General features: G+C 41.0%; 19 protein-coding genes and 2 rRNA genes. 12 read left to right on the top strand and 9 right to left on the bottom strand.

The genetic code is table 11. The annotated features are described in order from the left end of the window. From A7968_RS22040 to A7968_RS22085, 10 genes are all read left to right on the top strand, one after another. Positions 1-188 (top strand): 23S ribosomal RNA (locus tag A7968_RS22040); the annotation flags it as partial. 168 nt (positions 189-356) lie between these two features. After that, a 5S ribosomal RNA gene (rrf, locus tag A7968_RS22045) occupies positions 357-471 on the top strand. Positions 472-849: 378 nt separating this feature from the next. Beyond that, positions 850-1,782: a hypothetical protein gene (locus A7968_RS22050; protein ID WP_064668659.1), complete on the top strand. Its 933-nt coding sequence runs from the start codon at positions 850-852 to the stop codon at positions 1,780-1,782. Positions 1,783-1,821: 39 nt separating this feature from the next. Next, positions 1,822-2,721, top strand: coding sequence for a DUF350 domain-containing protein (locus A7968_RS22055; protein ID WP_064668660.1), 900 nt, complete (start codon positions 1,822-1,824; stop codon positions 2,719-2,721). 3 nt (positions 2,722-2,724) lie between these two features. Next, positions 2,725-4,446: a polyamine aminopropyltransferase gene (locus A7968_RS22060; protein ID WP_064668661.1), complete on the top strand. Its 1,722-nt coding sequence runs from the start codon at positions 2,725-2,727 to the stop codon at positions 4,444-4,446. A gap of 80 nt (positions 4,447-4,526) precedes the next feature. Then, positions 4,527-4,940 carry a YjfI family protein gene (locus A7968_RS22065; protein WP_064668662.1) on the top strand — a complete coding sequence of 138 codons (414 nt, stop codon included), beginning with the start codon at positions 4,527-4,529 and terminating at the stop codon, positions 4,938-4,940. A gap of 30 nt (positions 4,941-4,970) precedes the next feature. After that, on the top strand, positions 4,971-5,663 hold the full coding sequence (locus A7968_RS22070) for a PspA/IM30 family protein (RefSeq protein ID WP_064668663.1): 693 nt from the start codon (positions 4,971-4,973) through the stop codon (positions 5,661-5,663). A 71-nt stretch (positions 5,664-5,734) separates the two neighbouring features. Beyond that, positions 5,735-6,373 carry a hypothetical protein gene (locus A7968_RS22075; RefSeq protein WP_064668664.1) on the top strand — a complete coding sequence of 213 codons (639 nt, stop codon included), beginning with the start codon at positions 5,735-5,737 and terminating at the stop codon, positions 6,371-6,373. Next, positions 6,370-6,687 (top strand): hypothetical protein, encoded by a 318-nt coding sequence (locus A7968_RS22080; RefSeq protein ID WP_064668665.1) that lies wholly within the window; start codon positions 6,370-6,372, stop codon positions 6,685-6,687. The genes A7968_RS22075 and A7968_RS22080 overlap by 4 nt, the downstream gene beginning before the upstream one ends. A 74-nt stretch (positions 6,688-6,761) precedes the next feature. Next, positions 6,762-6,947 (top strand): hypothetical protein, encoded by a 186-nt coding sequence (locus A7968_RS22085; protein ID WP_064668666.1) that lies wholly within the window; start codon positions 6,762-6,764, stop codon positions 6,945-6,947. Positions 6,948-6,964: 17 nt separating this feature from the next. On the opposite strand, the gene A7968_RS22090 is transcribed toward A7968_RS22085, so the two are convergent. The 5 genes from A7968_RS22090 to A7968_RS22110 all read right to left on the bottom strand — a co-directional run bounded on the left by A7968_RS22090 (position 6,965) and on the right by A7968_RS22110 (position 9,999). Next, entirely contained in the window at positions 6,965-7,360 is a 396-nt protein-coding gene (locus tag A7968_RS22090; protein ID WP_064668667.1) for a hypothetical protein, read from the bottom strand. 11 nt (positions 7,361-7,371) lie between these two features. Next, positions 7,372-7,851 (bottom strand): hypothetical protein, encoded by a 480-nt coding sequence (locus A7968_RS22095; RefSeq protein WP_064668668.1) that lies wholly within the window; start codon positions 7,849-7,851, stop codon positions 7,372-7,374. Between the two features lie 117 nt (positions 7,852-7,968). Beyond that, positions 7,969-9,345: a class II fumarate hydratase gene (locus A7968_RS22100; RefSeq protein WP_064668669.1), complete on the bottom strand. Its 1,377-nt coding sequence runs from the start codon at positions 9,343-9,345 to the stop codon at positions 7,969-7,971. Positions 9,346-9,353: 8 nt separating this feature from the next. Continuing rightward, positions 9,354-9,719: a hypothetical protein gene (locus tag A7968_RS22105; RefSeq protein ID WP_064668670.1), complete on the bottom strand. Its 366-nt coding sequence runs from the start codon at positions 9,717-9,719 to the stop codon at positions 9,354-9,356. Between the two features lie 97 nt (positions 9,720-9,816). Continuing rightward, positions 9,817-9,999, bottom strand: a complete 183-nt coding sequence (locus A7968_RS22110; protein ID WP_064668671.1) for a hypothetical protein — start codon at positions 9,997-9,999, stop codon at positions 9,817-9,819. A gap of 182 nt (positions 10,000-10,181) precedes the next feature. Between A7968_RS22110 and A7968_RS22115 the strand changes: the two genes are divergently transcribed. Further along, a complete protein-coding gene (locus tag A7968_RS22115; RefSeq protein WP_064668672.1) occupies positions 10,182-10,775 on the top strand; it encodes a DUF938 domain-containing protein in 594 nt (197 codons plus the stop codon). Here the strand turns inward: A7968_RS22115 and A7968_RS22120 are convergent. The 4 genes from A7968_RS22120 to A7968_RS22135 form a co-directional block, all read right to left on the bottom strand. Continuing rightward, a complete protein-coding gene (locus A7968_RS22120; protein WP_064668673.1) occupies positions 10,772-11,914 on the bottom strand; it encodes a GNAT family N-acetyltransferase in 1,143 nt (380 codons plus the stop codon). The two genes, A7968_RS22115 and A7968_RS22120, sit on opposite strands and share 4 nt — an antisense overlap. Then, positions 11,914-13,278 carry an alpha/beta hydrolase gene (locus A7968_RS22125; protein WP_064668690.1) on the bottom strand — a complete coding sequence of 455 codons (1,365 nt, stop codon included), beginning with the start codon at positions 13,276-13,278 and terminating at the stop codon, positions 11,914-11,916. The genes A7968_RS22120 and A7968_RS22125 overlap by 1 nt, the downstream gene beginning before the upstream one ends. Continuing rightward, the gene (locus tag A7968_RS22130) at positions 13,268-15,994 is read right to left on the bottom strand and encodes a CHASE domain-containing protein (RefSeq protein WP_064668674.1); all 2,727 of its coding nucleotides are present in this window, start codon (positions 15,992-15,994) and stop codon (positions 13,268-13,270) included. Before A7968_RS22130 ends, A7968_RS22125 begins: the two co-directional genes overlap by 11 nt. A 74-nt stretch (positions 15,995-16,068) precedes the next feature. Beyond that, positions 16,069-16,527, bottom strand: coding sequence for an Lrp/AsnC family transcriptional regulator (locus A7968_RS22135; protein ID WP_064668675.1), 459 nt, complete (start codon positions 16,525-16,527; stop codon positions 16,069-16,071). Positions 16,528-16,671: 144 nt separating this feature from the next. On the opposite strand from A7968_RS22135, the gene A7968_RS22140 reads away from it, so the two are divergent. Next, positions 16,672-17,844 (top strand): PrnB family protein, encoded by a 1,173-nt coding sequence (locus A7968_RS22140; RefSeq protein WP_064668676.1) that lies wholly within the window; start codon positions 16,672-16,674, stop codon positions 17,842-17,844.

Raw genomic sequence — 17,844 nt, forward strand, 5'->3', positions numbered from 1 at the left:
CGGTAGCTACGTTCGGAACTGATAAGCGCTGAAAGCATCTAAGCGCGAAGCAGGCCTCGAGATGAGTTCTCACTAGACTTTTAAAGTCTCTGAAGGGCCGTTGAAGACTACAACGTTGATAGGCAAGATGTGGAAGCATAGTGATATGTTAAGCTAACTTGTACTAATTACCCGTGAGGCTTAACCATACAACGCCAAACGCGTTTTATGCGACAGTTTAAGCGAAGAAGTTAATATAACTAAAGTAGATTTACTGGCAGCTGTAAGCGAAAAGCTTAAAGTTGTAAGAAGACAATTATCAGATTTTTCCAAATTTTAATTAATTGGCTCGAAAGAGCGGATTAATACCAAATTTGCTTGGTGACAATAGCGTTTTGGACCCACCTGACCCCATGCCGAACTCAGTAGTGAAACGAAACAGCGCCGATGATAGTGTAGCATTTGTTATGTGAAAGTAGGACATCGCCAGGCTCCAAATTAAAGAAAGCCCGATTCGAAAGAGTCGGGCTTTTTTGTGTTTACAGGAAAGAGAAATAGCGAGCGAGTTAGCGAGAGTAAAGTTAGCAAGAGTAAAACGTAGTTATTGTAGGAGGAGGCTTCAGCCCCGATTTGAAGTAGCGAGAGTAAAGAAACGAAGTACTTGACTATCGTGTTTAAAAATTTATTCTGATCAACTCGCATACTCGCGCTTTTTATCAGACATAGGCAAACTCGCACTTCCAACCAGGCATTACAAGCTTCCTACCTTTGATTTTTCCTAAATTATCATCTTGTTGCAATTTCATCCTTGGTTTACTTTCTGAGCTGTGTAAAACTAGCGGGGTTAATTTAGTAAATCAGGTGACATGAATGTCTCAAATAAAAGCTTGGAAACTTATCAGCCTGTTTTGTTTGGTAAGCTTGCTTATGGGCTGCGAATCAAAAGAAGAGCAGTTACAACAAACAATTCAACAATCTATCACTAAAGCCGAAGCTGAGTTGGAAGTGCTTGGTAAAGCATTAGATAATGGCTCAATTCGCAATGCGGCTTTATTATCTGAATACGGTCGTATTCTTAGTAATGAAAAACCAGAATTGAGCCAAATCGCAACAGTACTTGCACAGGATGCAACTCGCAAGGGGGCACTTTATAGTGGCTTAACCCAGCGTTTAGCTGATATTAAAAGTACTTATTTAATCCCTCCTTATGAAGAAACATTGCTTAATATTGATCTGTTACGCGATGCCGTTAAGCCTACGATATTTTCTGATGCGCTGACCGATCCAATTAATATGCTTGCCGATATGTCAGGTGGTTCATTGGCCCGCGTGGGTGCAATTAGCAAGCAGGCGGAAGGTGAAGGTGAAGGCAATCAGTTAGTCGGCAATCCTAATTATGGTAATTGGCAAACTAACAGTAACGGTATCAGCTTTTGGCAATGGTATGGTATGTACCGTATTTTAGGCGATGTATTTGATCGTGTGGAATATGGCAGTTGGAGCAAGCGCCGTAAATATAGCTATTATAATGATTATGGCCGTGCCCGCTATACCAGCCCGAAACAGATGAAAGCACAAACAGCTGTTGAAACACGGACTCGTCAGTCTTATCAACGCCAAGGCAAGCAGTTTACCAGCCCTTATGCGTCGAAAAAGACCGGTGCTTCAGGGTTAAGTCGTAGCAGTTATACCCCGCCGAAAACACGTAGTAGTTACTCTAAAAGCAGTAGCTATAGTAAAAGTTCGGGTTCGGTAAGAGACAGCAGCAGCAGAACATCGCGCGGTATTAGTCGCGGAAAGTAAACGGCTATTTAAAAGATTTAGTGTTGGAGTTATAAGAATATGTACGAATTTAATGGAATAACTATGTGGTCGCTGCAAGCAATCGCGATTGATTTTGCAATTATTATTGCCTTGTTTGTGAGCCTGAAATTTATTAAAGGCTGGGTATCTAACCTACATGCTAATGATGAAATAACAGAGCGTGATAATTTTGCGTTTGGGATTAGCTTTGCAGCAGGCTTAGTTGCATTAGCGATAGTGCTTACAGGTGTAAGTAGTGGTGCATTTGCTGCGTCATTACAGCAAGAAGCACTGCAAATGGGTGGCTACGGTTTATTAGCGATTGCGTTGATCAAACTGGGTCACTTTTTTCAAGACAAAGTCGCACTGCGTAAAGTAAGCCTGCATGACGAAATCGTTAAGGGCAATGTAACAGCGGCAGTGATTGATTTTGGTCATGTTGTTAGTGTGGCAATTGTAATACGCTCGGCATTGTTCTGGGTTGCTACAGAAGGCTGGCATGGTATCCCGATTGTCATTGCGGCGTTTATTATTGGCAGTATTGCATTGTTGTTAGTAAGTCAGTATCGCGTCCAGTTGTTTAAACGTACTAACCGTAGTGGAGATTGCTTACAGCAAGCTATTGTTGATGGCAATTTAGCGGTTGGTATTCGTTATGCGGGATTTTTGGTTGGTAGTGCGCTTGCGATTACAGCAGCGTCAGGTATCGCGCCTTATGTAGCTGATAGCATCAATGCTAGCTTAGTATATTGGGCGATTAGTGCAGTTGTTTGCATCCTTGTATTCATTGGCCTGCATTTAGTTACCATCAAAATCATCTTATCAGGTTGTGATATTTCTGATGAAGTAAATCGCCAAAAGAATATTGGTGTAGCCTCTATTTCTGCTGCTGTCTCATTTGCAGTGGGTATTACTATGGCAACTTTATTAGGCGCATAAAACTTGTCACACACAAAGCAAAGCCCAAGTAAGTTTGCCTTACTTGGGCATGATTTTTTATTGATATCTGTTATGGCTGTACTCGCTGGGTGTGGCCTTATTTATGAGTATCTTTTATCTCACTACGCAGGGCGTGTTTTAGGTTCAGTAGAGAGTGCTATTTATGCCATGATTGGCACTATGATCGTCGCCATGGGCATGGGGGCTTTTTTAGCTCGTTGGTTTAAAGATCCGTTTACTGCATTTGCCTGGCTTGAGAGTCTCATCGCTTTGGTTGGTATGGGTTGCATATTAGCCATCGCCAGCGTTATAGCTGTTAGCTATTCGCTACCGCATCTTTTTTCAGAGATTTTTAATCTTCCTGCTGATGTGGTGCTCAACGGCTATGTTTTTGAAAAGCTGCAAGAATGGTCGCGTTTTTTACCGTATGTATTTGGCTTATTGCTCGGTTTATTGATTGGTATGGAAATCCCATTGATCGCGCGTATCCGCCAGCATGTTTATGGTCGGTTTTTAGAAAATAATGCCGGTACAATTTATGGCGCCGATTACATTGGTGCTGGGATTGGTGCAGCCATATGGGTGAGCATTATGTTGGCGATGCCTATTATGCAAGCAGCTGCCTGGACCGCACTTTTTAATATTATTGCCGGTTTAGCTTTCTTGTGGCGCTATCACAGCCACGTACGTTATGCCAAGTTACTGCTTGTTTGCCATATTGGTTTATTAGTGTTGTTTGCTTTTATTCTGGTGCTTGGTAGTAGCTGGATGAAAAATTTAAGCAACGTGCTCTATAAAGATAAAGTTATTTATTCTGAAGCTACTAAATATCAGCATCTTGTGTTAACCGAGCGGTTAAGCCGCAACCAACCAGAACCAATCACTGATCTTTATTTAAATGGTCGCTTACAGTTCTCTAGCGTTGATGAGCAAATTTATCATTCAATGCTAGTGTATCCGCCGTTATTAGCTTCGAACCGTCATGATAATGTGTTGATTATTGGTGGTGGCGATGGGCTTGCTATGCGCGATGTATTGAAATGGCCAGTACAAGAAGTTACGCTGATTGATTTGGATGGCCAGTTACTTAACTTATTTGGTCACCCAAGCAACGAATTTACAGCACCAGCACAGATCAATGCGCGTTTGCGCAAACTCAATGGCAATTCTATGCTTGATCCTCGAGCGAACGTGATCGTGGGCGATGCATTTTTAGAAGTTGAGCGACTGCTCGATGAAGGTAAGCGTTTTGACACTATCATTATTGACTTGCCCGATCCTAATCACCCTGACTTAAATAAGATGTACAGCGATTATTTTTATAATCATATTCGTCAGTTACTTGCTGCAGATGGTGCGATGGCTGTGCAATCCACCTCGCCATATCATGCGAAAAAGGCCTTTTTAAGTATTGGTAAAACGGTTAAAGCCGCAGGGTTTAAGCATGTCGAGCAATACCAGCAAAATATCCCTTCATTTGGGCAATGGGGTTGGACAATTGCAACGACGACAGGCAAATCAGCCAGTGCGCGAATTGAACAGGCAACAGCACTTCCGGTTGCTTCGCGGTGGATTAGCCAAAAATATTTATTGGCTGCATTTGTATTTCCTAATCATTATTTTGAACAAATAAATGATATTGAAGTCAATCAATTAGGGTCAGGTACTTTGTATGATTACTATCGAAGTGCATGGCAGATAGAAAGTGAATTGTATAAAAATTAATAAAACATGGTTGACATAATATGTCGGCTATGCGAATCTTAACTCAGACATAATATGTCAAATGACAAAAAGGCAGAGACATGGAATTAAATGAACTTTCAATAAAACTAGCATCCTTTGAAACTGAAGGCGCTAACTTTGAGTCTTTCTTGATTGCCAACCCTGGTGAGCAAGATGTGTTGCAAGTCATAGTTGATGGGAATGATGAGCTTCCAATTTTTGTTACGCAAACACAAGAACAGCTGTTATGTATCAGCTACTTATTTGCGGATGAGGAAGTTAAATCGGAATTACGTGGTGAGTTAAACGAAACGCTATTACGTTTAAATGTACCAATCCCACTGAGTGCATTTGCAAAGATTGATGATAAGTATGCGATCTTTGGTGCTTTGTCGGTTAATTCATCGTTTGATGATATTACCCATGAGCTAGTTACATTATCTGACAATGCTATTGATGCATTAGAAGCGGTAACCATTTATTTAAACGATTAATAGCTAGCTATTTTACGTGGAGTTAAGATTATGAGTATTTTAAAAAAATTATTTACAGCAGTTCGTGGCGGCGCCCGTGAAGCAGGTGAAGCAATTGTTGATGCCAATGGCATTCGTATTTTTGAGCAAGAAATTGCTGACGCACAAAATGCGCTGCAGCGCGCGAAAAAGAGCTTAACTGAAGTGATGGCAAAAGAGATGCAAACTAAGCGTAAAATTAGCGCCTTAGATGCCTCAATTGCTGAGCATGAAGCTTATGCAGGTCAGGCACTTGAAAAAGGTAACGAAGCATTAGCGTTAGAAATTGCTGAGAAAATCGGTGATTTTGAAAACGAAAAAGCAGAGCATGATCAAGTGCTAGCGGGTTTTAGTAATCACATTGTGACGCTTAAACAGCAAGTAAAAGACGCTGAAAAGTCGATTAAAGAAAACCAACGTCAACTTACTATGGTGAAAACCACAGAAAGCGTGCAACAAGCAACGATGGCTGTAAACAGCACACTGAATACCAATAGCTCGTCGATGACTAATGCTCGTCAGTCACTGGAGCGTATTAAGCAGCGTCAACAAGATCGTCAAGATCAATTAGGTGCAGCTAAAGTGCTTGAAGCAGACACTAATGGCGATGATCTAAAAGCAAAAATGGCTGAAGCCGGAATTGGCGATACAAGCCCGAAAAGTGCAGACATCCTAGCGCGTATTAAAGCTAAGCAAAACGGCTAACGCGGTATTATTGATTATTAAAAAGGTAACCGGGCAATGTTTGGTTACCTTTTTTGCTTATGAGGCAGTCTATGTTTAACTTCTTTAAATCTAAAAAAGCCCCTGAACGTCAATTAAATCATCCGAGTGAACTTAGAGTCGGTGATATGTTTACCGTAATTGATTCGTTTGCTTACCCAAGTTGGCTAAAAGGGCAGACTCTGCGTGTTACTGATGTGCAAACCTATCAATATCAGCATAGTGCTGACTATGAGCTGGTACTTGAAAGTGATGCAGGAAAAGTTATATTTTTGCAAATTGAGCGTAGTGATGGTGAAGAGTGGGCTAATTTCTCAATAAAAATTCAGCGCGATGAAGTAGATGAAATTTTCACACTGGATGAATTTGCGCGTATTTTTGATGAAGAACAGTTGACCTTTATTGAAGTGAAAAATACCCCCGAACGTTATATGCAATTTTTAGGTGACAGTTACCAACAAACTGAAGCCCCATTTGTGTGTTATTTTCATAATAAAGATTATCGCAATCAAGCGCTTCCTCAATATGAGCAAGAAGGTGGTGAACCGTGCGAAATGATCTGCCTTGAATCAAGCGATGAGAGCCACGGCCTTAATATTGAAATTTGGGATGGTGGTGAAACCGAAGTGTCACTCACTTTAACTCGGCCAATCACTGATATAGTAGATCTGTTTCCAGGAGATACGCAGTGAGCAATACCAAAGATAAATGGTTACGCCAAGAGCAAGCCGTAAGAGCGACGCAAATGGCATTTGACCTTAGCAGTGAAGTGCAAAAGTCGATAAAAAAGCAAGCCATTGATCAAGAGCTCACGCCATCAGATATGATCCGCAAAATTTTAGCGCTTGAAGTAAAATCAAAGAAAACGCGCCAGCGCCTTTCATTTAATTTAAATGATGAGGAAATAGCCTTGCTTGCTGAGCGGTTTGGTGTAGATGCAGATGACAAACGGGCGGTAAAGCAACAAGTTGCTGAGCTATTAATTGCCCACACAAATAAGCGTTGAGCCTTCCTTATTTTGCCTTCTTGAAATTAAGCCCTTACACTGTGGGCTTAATTCTTTCTAAAAAATGAGTTGTTGTGAATATAGTTTTAATCGCGTACTTAATTATTTTCGCCTTGTTTGGCACTGCCGCGAGTTATTTTGTGCGATTTATTTATGCTTATTGGGTGAAAAAACAAATGCCAATGCAGCATATTTTTAAGGCGGGTATTTGTATTATTGGCGTTTTAATTATCTCTGCGCTAATTCCACTGCTGGTTTAGCGCAGATAAAAAACACGCTATTTTAGCTCAAACGACTGACAAGTTTGACTTATACACAAGGCTTGTACGGGTAAAACGGGCAAACAATCAGTTAAGCCATTGCTTTTATTGTTATCGGCCTCAAGTGCATTGATTTGCTGTGCTAGTTGCTCGGCTTTTTCTTGCTCAGTGTTGAGCGTAGAATAAACCACATAACGACTTGGCCCACCGCATGCGCGTTGGCCCACTTCAAGTACTTTACATTGAAAGCTAGCTGTACAGCTGGTGTCTTGCACTAATTCATTCAACGCACTATTTGATTTATCTAAGCTAGCACTGCCCGTTGTAGCTGAGTCTGTAGTGCTTACACAGCCACTCACAATCATCAAACAGGCTGTTGTAACTAAACATTTAAAATATGATAAACGACTCATATGGTTATCCCTTAATAAACACTTGCCGCAGAGCTGTCTAGTTTAACACATTTATTTTCAACACATTGAGCGCCAGGCGCCATTAAATGCTGACAAATACTGACCATCGAATTCTCAGCGTTAAATTGGCTTTCCAATGAGGTGATTTTTTTACTTAGTTGCTCAACAGCTTGCTCATTCGCTGTTTTATTCGAATAGACAAGATAGCTACTTGGGCCACCGCAAGCACGGCTACCAACCGCCACTACTTTACATTGTGCGCTGCTATCACATTGTGAGTCTGCCGTTAACGTTTTTAATTGCTGATGCGCCTTTTGGATATTTTCTCTTGTTGGTTGTTCCTGCATTTGCAGGTCTAACTTAGTCGCTTGCTTGCCTTTCATTAGTACTTCCGGGGCGGGACTGAGTGGGTCGCTATTAGACGTTGTTGCAGCATCTGAACAGGCAGATAGGCAAAGTGGGAGTAGTAAAGCGAAAACAGATAAGCGCATGAGAAACCTTCACAGTGATGAACAAGTAACCACCATCATACACTTTGCACATAACACAGCAATAAAAACTATGACATTCAAAGGTTAAACCCGTCATATTGACGGGTTTAATATTGCTTATAACCCGCCTTGCGTTAGCTTTGCAGGGTTAAGTAAGGTTTCCAGTTCATTACGAGAAAGCTCGGTTTCTTGCTCTGCTACATCAATGATAGGTTGTCCGCTTTGATAAGCTTGCTTGGCAATTTTGGCTGCTTTTTCATAGCCAATTACCGGATTAAGTGCTGTTACTAAAATTGGATTTTTAGCCAGAGCTTTGTCGATATTGCTTTGCTTAACTTGAAAGGAGCGTAGCGCTTTATCAGCTAATGCTTGGCTACTGTTTGCAAGTAACTCGATACTCTGCAAAATGTTATAGGCTATTACCGGCAACATTACGTTGAGCTCAAAGTTGCCTGATTGTCCCGCGATAGTAATGGTCGCGTCATTACCGATAACTTGGGCACTTACCATAGCCGCCGCCTCTGGGATCACAGGGTTAACTTTACCTGGCATAATTGAAGATCCCGGTTGAAGGGCTTCAAGCTCAATTTCACCTAATCCGGCAAGCGGGCCTGAATTCATCCAACGTAGATCGTTTGCTATCTTCATTTGTGCCACGGCAAGCACTTTTAACTGCCCTGAAAGTGACACAATCGCGTCTTGCGAGCCAATATTGTAGAAAAAGTTTTTACTAGGTACAAAGCGTATGCCCACATTAGCACTAAGATTTTTGCAAAATTGCTCAGCAAATAATGGATCGGCATTGACGCCGGTGCCAACCGCTGTGCCACCTTGTGCCAACGCTGAAACCCCTTCAAGGCTATGACGAATACTTGCCATGGCCGTATCAACTTGGTATTGCCATGTGTTGAGCGTCTGCGCGAAGGTGACTGGCATTGCATCCATTAAGTGGGTACGGCCTGTTTTTACTATTTCACCAATTTCTGATTTCTTGCGCTCCAACGTTTGTGATAGTTGCTCCAACGCTGGAAATAATTCATACACCACGTTAATGACACTACTTACTGCAATAGCTGTGGGGATCACGTCGTTAGAGCTTTGCCCCATATTTACGTCATCATTTGGATGAATAGTGCCATCGCCATAGCTACTCGCTAACGTTGCGATCACTTCATTGGCATTCATATTTGTGCTGGTACCAGAGCCGGTTTGAAATACATCAATAGGGAAATGCGCTAAATGCTGGCCATTGATGATCTCTTGGCAAGCTCGTTCAATTAATTGCGCCTTCTGCTGACTTAAGTGGCCCAGTTCGTAGTTACTTTGCGCCGCGGCTTGTTTGATATAGGCAAGGGCGGTAATAAACTGCTTTGGCATCACTAAGCCGCTAATTTTAAAGTTATTAACCGCACGCTGAGTCTGTGCTTGATAAAGTGCATCAGCAGGAACCTTAAGTTCCCCCATGCTGTCTGATTCTGTTCTAAATTCGCTCATAAAAGCTCCTAAAAAGGGTTGAATTCGTGGCTGAGAATACGTGCTTCTCGCTCCAAGATTAGATATTTTCTGGTACTGTTATGGGTTTTATAAAAGCGCTTTAAGGCCATCAGAGGTTTATAAAGTTGCTCTAAACATTGCTTGCGAATTGCACAATGAATTAAAGAATCGCACATTTTGTTGAGAATTTCATGGAAAGTACGTCTTAAATAAAGTTCTTGTAGTAAGAGGCATTGCTGTTTTTCATAATAGCGAGCCGCATTTAATCCAGCTTCAATGTAGTCAGCCACTAACGCAGGGGCATGTAGACCAGGGCGCTGGCAAACGCATTTCATTTGCTGTTGATAGAAAAGCATAGCTTGATGGTCGTGCATAAGAAAACCGATTAACTGTAACGATAATTGTTATCATTACAGTTAATCGGTTTTGGTGCAAGTCACAAATTGAAAATTTTGACGAGAGGGTAAGTGTTTAATTGTAGCCAAGAATAAATATTTGATCAGTTTCATGTTTTCTCAAGACTTGTGTGTGTTGATTCGATTGCGAAAGTAAGTCGATGATAGTGCCACGTTCATCACAGCTGGTTTTATCTGTGTCTGATTTTTCACTTGCAGCTAAAGCAGCATCAAGTGCGGTATAGGGTGAGATATACATAGTCTTCTCCATTTGGTTGATTCACATTGATAAAAGCATAACTCGTACCAATGATTATTAAATAATTTAAATCCATGAATTTTAATTATTTATTTTGTTAATAATAAATTAGGACAAGACATTGTTATATATTTTTGCTTTACTGTTGTGCATTAATTACCAAACATGGTGCACAAATTTGCATGGAAAAACCTTTCTCTCAGGCCTGTGAAAATAATAAATCTCCAATACTTAGTGAGTTAAAAAGTTTTTTTACTAATGTTGATAATGTTTTAGAAGTAGGCTCAGGCACAGGTCAGCATAGTGTGCACTTTGCTAAACATTTACCGCAATTACAATGGTACACAAGTGATCGACTAGTTAATCATCATGGCATCAAGCAATGGCTTAGTGAGGCACAGTTAGCTAATCTACATGAGCCGCTTGAGCTTGATTTAAATGATCCTTGGCCGGTCAAACAGATCAGTGCTATTTACACTGCCAATACTTTGCATATCGTTAGTAAAGCCCTTGTTGAGCGGTTTTTTAATGGCGTTGAGCAACATTTAGCAGTGCAAGGTCGATTATGTATTTATGGGCCATTTAAATATCATGGGCATTTTACCAGTGAGAGTAATCAGCGTTTCGATGAATTCTTAAAGCAACAAGATAGCCAAAGTGGCATTCGTGATTTTGAGTGGATCCAACAATTAGCCGCCTCAGCAGGCTTAACCTTAGTAAGTGACGTGGCTATGCCCGCGAATAATCAGTTGCTGCTGTTTAAAAAATGTGCCTAAACAGTTTTTTTAAAAGGTAATAACTCAGTACATTGTTGGTGATAAATACGAAGATGTTGTTGTTCGCGTTGTAAGTAATCGGCAATCGCGGGACCAAAATCTGCGTCAAGTACATGGTGTACTGAGTGAGTAAATACAGGAGCAAATCCACGGGCTAGTTTATGCTCGCCTTGTGCGCCGGAGTGAAAGCAGCTTAATTGCTGTTTAATACAATACTCAATTCCTTGGTAATAGCACAGTTCAAAGTGCAGGCAGTCTACTTCCTCTCGTGCTCCCCAATAGCGCCCATATAAAGTGTCATTACTTTTAAAGCTCAGCGTGGCAGCGATCACTTCATCGTCGCGTATTGCATGCATGATCACCAGTTTATCCGCCATAAGTGCATGCAGTAGCACAAAAAAATCATGACTTAAATACCCCAGATGACCAGATCGCTTTAAGTAAGTACGTTGATAAAACTCACAAAATTGGTTCATAACAGCGAGTGTAATTTGTTCACCTTGCAGCCATTCAATGGTGATATTGTGCTGAGCTATTTTACTGCGCTCTTTTTTCAACACTTTGCGTTTACGTGCCGAAAGTTGCGCTAAAAAATCATCAAAATCAGTGTAGTCAGCGTTTTTCCATTGAAATTGTACGCCAATGCGATGCATGCCTTGGTGTGCTGTTAATTGTGATACTTGCTGTTGTGTACAAAAATTAATATGCCAACCCGACCATCCTTGCTGTTGGCATTGAGTTGTTAATAGAGTAGTTATGTACTGATATACTCGCTCTGGCTGTGCATAGTCAACAGCAATACGTGGTCCTTCAATTGGGCTAAAAGGAGAGCCACAAAGCCATTTGGGGTAATACTCTAAGCCATGTTGTTGATAAGCTTCAGCCCACGCCCAATCGAATACATATTCGCCATAAGAGTGACTTTTTAGATAACCAGGCGCAAGTGCAACTAGGGTGTCATTTTCATACACCGCTAAATGATACGGTTGCCAGCCTGTCGCAGCTGATACGCATTGGCTCTGCTCTAGGGCAAATAAAAACGCATGATCGGTAAATGGGGTCGCTGCAAAAAACGTTTGCCAAACGCTCGCATCTATCTCACTAATGCTGGCTAACCAGCGATGACTAAATGTTGTCATTATTGCTTCCCCTGCAAACCTTCAACCTGCTGAATGAATTGCCTGATATAACCTGCTTGCTCATCAAAGTAGGGGTTATAAGTTAGCCGTTGCAAGGTTGCAAATGCCAACACATTTGCTGCAGTACGCTCGCCAATGTTTGGCTCCTTCGTAGTTTTACACTCTGAATATAAGACATCGTCATCAAGGTAACTGCCACAATTACGATAGTGACCTTGGGCGCCATAATGTGGGTTGTTAGGTGAATTAACCACGGCAATATGAGATATACCATGAATATTCTTACAAGTTGCTGTTTGGCATTGAGGATTTATTACTTTGTAATCTTTAGGGAAATCACTGTTAATGGTATTTTTGTCGCCATAATAAAGCAATGTATCCAAGCGACTGGCAGGGCGGGCTGTGGCATCATGTAAAGTGCTTAATAATTGCAGTGAAGCACGGGTATCTATGGTGGTATCTACATCACTCATCACTGAAAAAACGGCTAAGTTTGGTAATGAGCGTTTACTTAGTTTAGACAAGGCAATTGACTGCATTACATCATCGGCTGCTGCTGCGGCATTAAAAGGAAAAGATTCATATTTAGCAAAATCGATGTCGGCGTCTTTATCTATCCAATTAACAAAAGGAATATAGTCAATCCATTTAGCAAGCCAGCCATTTTTATTGTGTGGCGCAGTGGCAGGTGAAAACAACATCAGCGCGGTTATTTTTGGGTTGCTGGGCTGCACAGTTAAATAATTAACTAAAAGTGTGGCACCTGTTGAATAGCCCCCTAAAATAACCTGATCAAAATCCTTGCTGGTACGCGCAATTGCATAGTTCACAGCTTGCTGCCATTGTTTGGCCGTAACCCGACTCAGTGCGTCAGCGGCCGTGCCATGACCAGGTAACAATAAAGTACGCACGTTGTAACCTTGCTCAAAGTAAATTTGTGCTAAGTCATGAAAGGTAAACGGTGAGTCAGTCAGGCCATGGATCAATAGCACTGCTTTGCGAGTATTGTTTTGGCGTAGCTCAAACGGTGCGATAAGGTCGGCAATGTTGGGTGTGCTTGGTCGCTGTTGTTGTTTGACTAATAGCTGATAGGTTGCTGTTTGAATTGGGCAAGGCATCGAGGCACGCGGGTTGGCGTTTAAAATATGCTGATATGCATAGCTTAAGTAGTCACGGTATGTTTGCATTGTTTGATAGGCAAAATCGGTTGTCGGTTTATTTTTTTCGAACCGTAATAGCCCTTGCTGTTTACTTTGCATTATATAATTTAAATCAGTTAACTGCGTCACACAGTTGGTTTGGCTGATTGCAAAGTTAGAGGTGGTTAGTAAAACAACGGCTAGTAATATTCCATTAAGGCTCATAAACATCTACATAATTGATAAGGCACGCGGTTAGCTTATCGAGTTCGAGCGGTTTTGCAAGATGTTGATTAAAGCCAATTGTTAAAGCATATGCTTTATCTTCGGGCATCACATCGGCAGTTAGCGCGATAATAGGCAATTGCTCAGGTGTTTTAAATTCACGTATTAACCGAGTGGCTTGATAGCCGTCCATAACTGGCATTTGGCAATCCATTAATACTAAATCAAAGTCATGCATTTTGATTTGCGCTACTGCAAGCTCACCATTTTCGACCATGGTTGGGGTGATGCCTAAAGAGCCAAGCATTGCTTTTATGACCAGTTGATTTACGTTATTGTCTTCTGCGACCAGTACTTTTAGTTTACTCAAGTCAACCTGTTGTGGCGCTTCTTGAGGCGCGACTTGTTGAGCTGCGCAGCTATTAAGTTCGACGCAGAGGGTAAAGGTTGAGCCTTTGCCAACTTCACTTTGGATATAAATATCTCCTGACATGAGTAAGCTCAACTCTTTTGCTATTGTTAAACCAAGCCCAGTGCCGCCAAACTTACGCGATGTTGAATTATCAGCTTGCGTAAATGCATCAAACAATTTACTTTGCTCTGTTGCTGCAATACCGATGCCCGTGTCGGTAATTGCAAGGGTGACTTGCAGGCGTTGAGCAGATATTTTTTTACAAGCGGCACGAAGTGTTACTTCACCTTCAGAGGTAAACTTGATGGCGTTACTGCATAAGTTTAATAAAATCTGCTCAATGCGCATAACATCACCTTCAAACCAAATATCGGTTGGTAGTTGGTTATCAACTTTCCAACAGATACCTTTTTGCTGTGCACTTTGTTCAAACATGCTGTTGATCCGATCAAGTAAATCATTCAAATCAAAAGGTGCGACTTCTAACGTGAGCTTTTGTGATTCAATTTTAGATATGTCGAGTATGTCATTTATCAAACTTAATAATGATTTTGAGGATAAATTAATCTTATGAAGATAACCACTCAGAGTTTCAACGCTATCTTCATTTTTCGCTAATGTCGAAAACCCTATTACGGCATTAAGTGGCGTACGAATTTCATGGCTCATATTTGCTAAAAATCGGCTTTTGGCGTGGTTAGCTAAATCGGATTGTTTTTTAGCTTTGGCCAATGAGCTGGTGCGCTCAGCGACCAAACGGGAGAGGGCAATATGTTGGTGATTAAACAACAACAGTACTAATAAAATGAGTGAGCTGACAATGACTTGCAGAATAAGTAAAAAAAGAGTCATATTATTGTTTTGATGAGGCAGGAATTCGTCTTTAATGGTTAAGTCGACAAACCAAGTTTGCCCGGCAAAATTAATCTCGATAGTTGCAAGTTTACTGTTCTTAGTGGGCGAATTTTGCTGACTATTGTAAAAAGGAAGGCTACTTTGGGATTCATAAATAGCGATATTAAACATTTTGTTCTGCGCGGGAGTGATTGATTGCGCGATCATATTTTCCACTAAAAACACTCCAGTAGCGTAACCCTTGATGGATGCTACTTCATTATTTTGTAGGAACACTGGAACAAATAATAAGTATGCTGGCTCTGATTGTTCTGTTTGCACGAGTTGAATTATTTTGGTGCTAACAGGGCGATTTTTTATACGTGGGTCGAGTAAAGTTTCTCGACGGTCTTCACGAGAAAATAAATTAAAGCCCACGGCTGACTCATTGCTCGCAAGAGGTGCTACATAGGTAACAATTACTAGTGGGTCATCCTCTGTTAATGGTTGACCTTGAATGCTAGGAGTAAAATTAAAGGACTTATAAAGTTCCTTTAGGTGAGCATTAAAAGCATCAGCTTGATCGGGTGTAATTTTGCGATTCCAAGAAAAGGCTTTAATAAAAGAGTGTTCAGCCAATAACTCTGAACTATAGCTATCGAACTCTTGCTTACTGACAGTCGGAGTTGATTGGATTTGGCTGGCGAGGCTTTGCACTGCGATTTGGCTGAGATTTAAATGACGAAGTAAACTGTTTTCAATGATAGAAGTTTCGCGTTTTGCAATTTGTATCGCATTTGAATAACTTTCTTGATTGTATAGTTTGGTTGTTAAAGCCACTGAGGCAAACAACACTGAGCAGACCGCAATCGTCGGTAATGGAGCAACATAGTGCTGCTTAAATTTAGGTTGTAATAATACCAATAAAAATGGCGTAGCAATGAGTACACCTAAGGTGTCGCCGAGCCACCAATAAGTTACATTTCTCCAGTGGTTATCAATACTGTATGCAGGGTTAAATTCACTTAAAGCATAAACGCCTACATTGGCCGATATGAGGCTGACAGCAATGCCCACGATAAAAATAAAATAAATGATTGATTGGCGCTTTTTTAAATATAGCGGATGGCCTAACCAATATTTTAGTAGGGCAGCACCCACCATGCCTTGTATCACTGCCCCTAAACCAATTAAAAGCACTTGCTCTAAGGTGTTACCAATTAACACCTGTTCAGTGATTGCGTTATCACCGATACTTAAATTAAATGCAACTGAAGCAATAAATAATGCCGGTATAAAGCGCCACCACCAAATAAAGCAGCCCACTAAAGCAATACCAGCTGGTATCCAAATAGGGATCACTTGAGATTGAAAAGCAAAATTAGTGAGTAACTTACCTGTTGCGAAGTATGCAACAGCAAAAAGTATGTAAAAAACAAACGAATTCAATGTAGAGCGAAAGATTTTCACATGCTTCCTTGTTAAAAATTATTTTTATAGAAGATTTTTCAGTATAGCGAATCGACATTGAATAGTGCTACTTTTTAAAGCGGCAGCTGCTTTTTGCTAAATGTTTGCTTTAAAACCACCGTAGACTCAATATTGGCAATACAATTAATACTACCAAGTTTATGTTTTACAAAGCTTTCATAGCTTTCTAGGTCGGCCGCAATAATCTTTAATAAATAATCATAGCTACCAGATATTACAGAACATTCTAGTACATGGTTAAGCTTTTCAACTTGCTCTTCAAACATATTAGCTGCGCTGACTGAGTTTTGACTTAATCGCACAAATGCATAAACCAATACGTTTAAGCCAAGAGCGCGGGGGTTTAGAGCCGCATGATAGCCGCTGATCACTTTGCTTGCTTCAAGCTTTTTGATGCGCCGTAAGCAAGGGGTATCCGATAGACTTACAGTTGTTGCAAGTTCTGATACAGAGGTGCGCGCATTGCTTTGTAATAACGTTAGTAATTGTTGATCTTTTTTATCTAAACTCATAAATATGGCAATAAATTGTATTTAATTGTGATTATATAGTGAATTTCACTAATCGTGGGCTTTTTTATTCGCAGTTTTGCTGATTTGCGCTCAGTATTTTCTGTTAACATAAATGCAATAAATATTTGATACGGAGTTATGCTGATGAGCAATAATACTCAGGCATTTGACGAGTGGCTCAGAACCCGCTTTGTAGAGATCAACAGTCAACTAGAGACTATCTATTGGCAGCAAGCAGATAAAGCCAATGTAGAGTTTGTAGGAGAACAATTTAAGCACCAATTAGAAGCAGAAGGTAATGCCCATATTCGTAAGTTGCTAGCTGAGGGCAATACCGATGAAGGGTTTGACCGTGCCTTTGATTTACTCGGCAATGTGGGGTTGTTTATGGCTGCATGTCGGCGTCATGAGATCACCGAGCCATCAAGAGAAACAACGTCGCCGTTGGTCGAAGCGTCAGCATTGGCAATGCATATTGGCGCGTCAATTGGCGTAACGCCACGTTTTGCGACAGCGCACTTAACGACCCATAATAAAGCGGTAAATGGTTTATATAAGCGTTTTACTGATCTGAGCGATGAAAAGTTGTTTATTGACTACAACACCAAAGGCATTTTAGCTTATAAGCGTGCTGCAGATGCCTTATTAAAAATTCAGCCATTAGGTATTTCGCATCCGCTATGCGGTGATTTACTTAAAGTTGCTAAGCAAGCACTCATGGATGTGATCGAATCAAATACAGCGTTATATAATCAACTCGATACCGAGCGATTCTTCTTTTGTGTGCGCCCTTATTATAAGCCATACCGAGTGGGTAAAGAGATTTACCGCGGCGCTAATGCCGGCGATTTTGCCGGTATTAACGTGATTGATATGCTGCTAGGGCTGTGCTTTGCCAACGAGCCGAGTTATTCACAAATGCTGGTGGACAAATTTTTATATATGATGCCTGAAGATCAGCAAATACTGCGTGAATCAATGCGCATGCCAAGTTTAATGGATGACTTTTTAGCAGCGGGTGAGGCACGCCACAGCCCATGGTTTAAAACCAATGCCAAATTATTTATTCAAGTGTGCAAACTCCATGGTGATACGGCAATTGGCCATCACAATCAATTAGTAAGCAAGTTTATTGCTCAGCCTGCGCAGCAAATGCAACAGCAGCATATGAATAAAGTGACAGCCAGCGGTCCGCCATTACATGTGTTATTAGACTCACTCGAACAATTAAGAGATCGCCGAGCGGCGGCTAAGCGTGATGACATCAAAACGCGTTACCATGATTTAAAACAGCTCAAACAGTGGGTAGGCAATTAA

The sequence above is a fragment of the Pseudoalteromonas prydzensis genome (assembly GCF_001661495.1).
GTDB lineage: Bacteria > Pseudomonadota > Gammaproteobacteria > Enterobacterales > Alteromonadaceae > Pseudoalteromonas > Pseudoalteromonas prydzensis.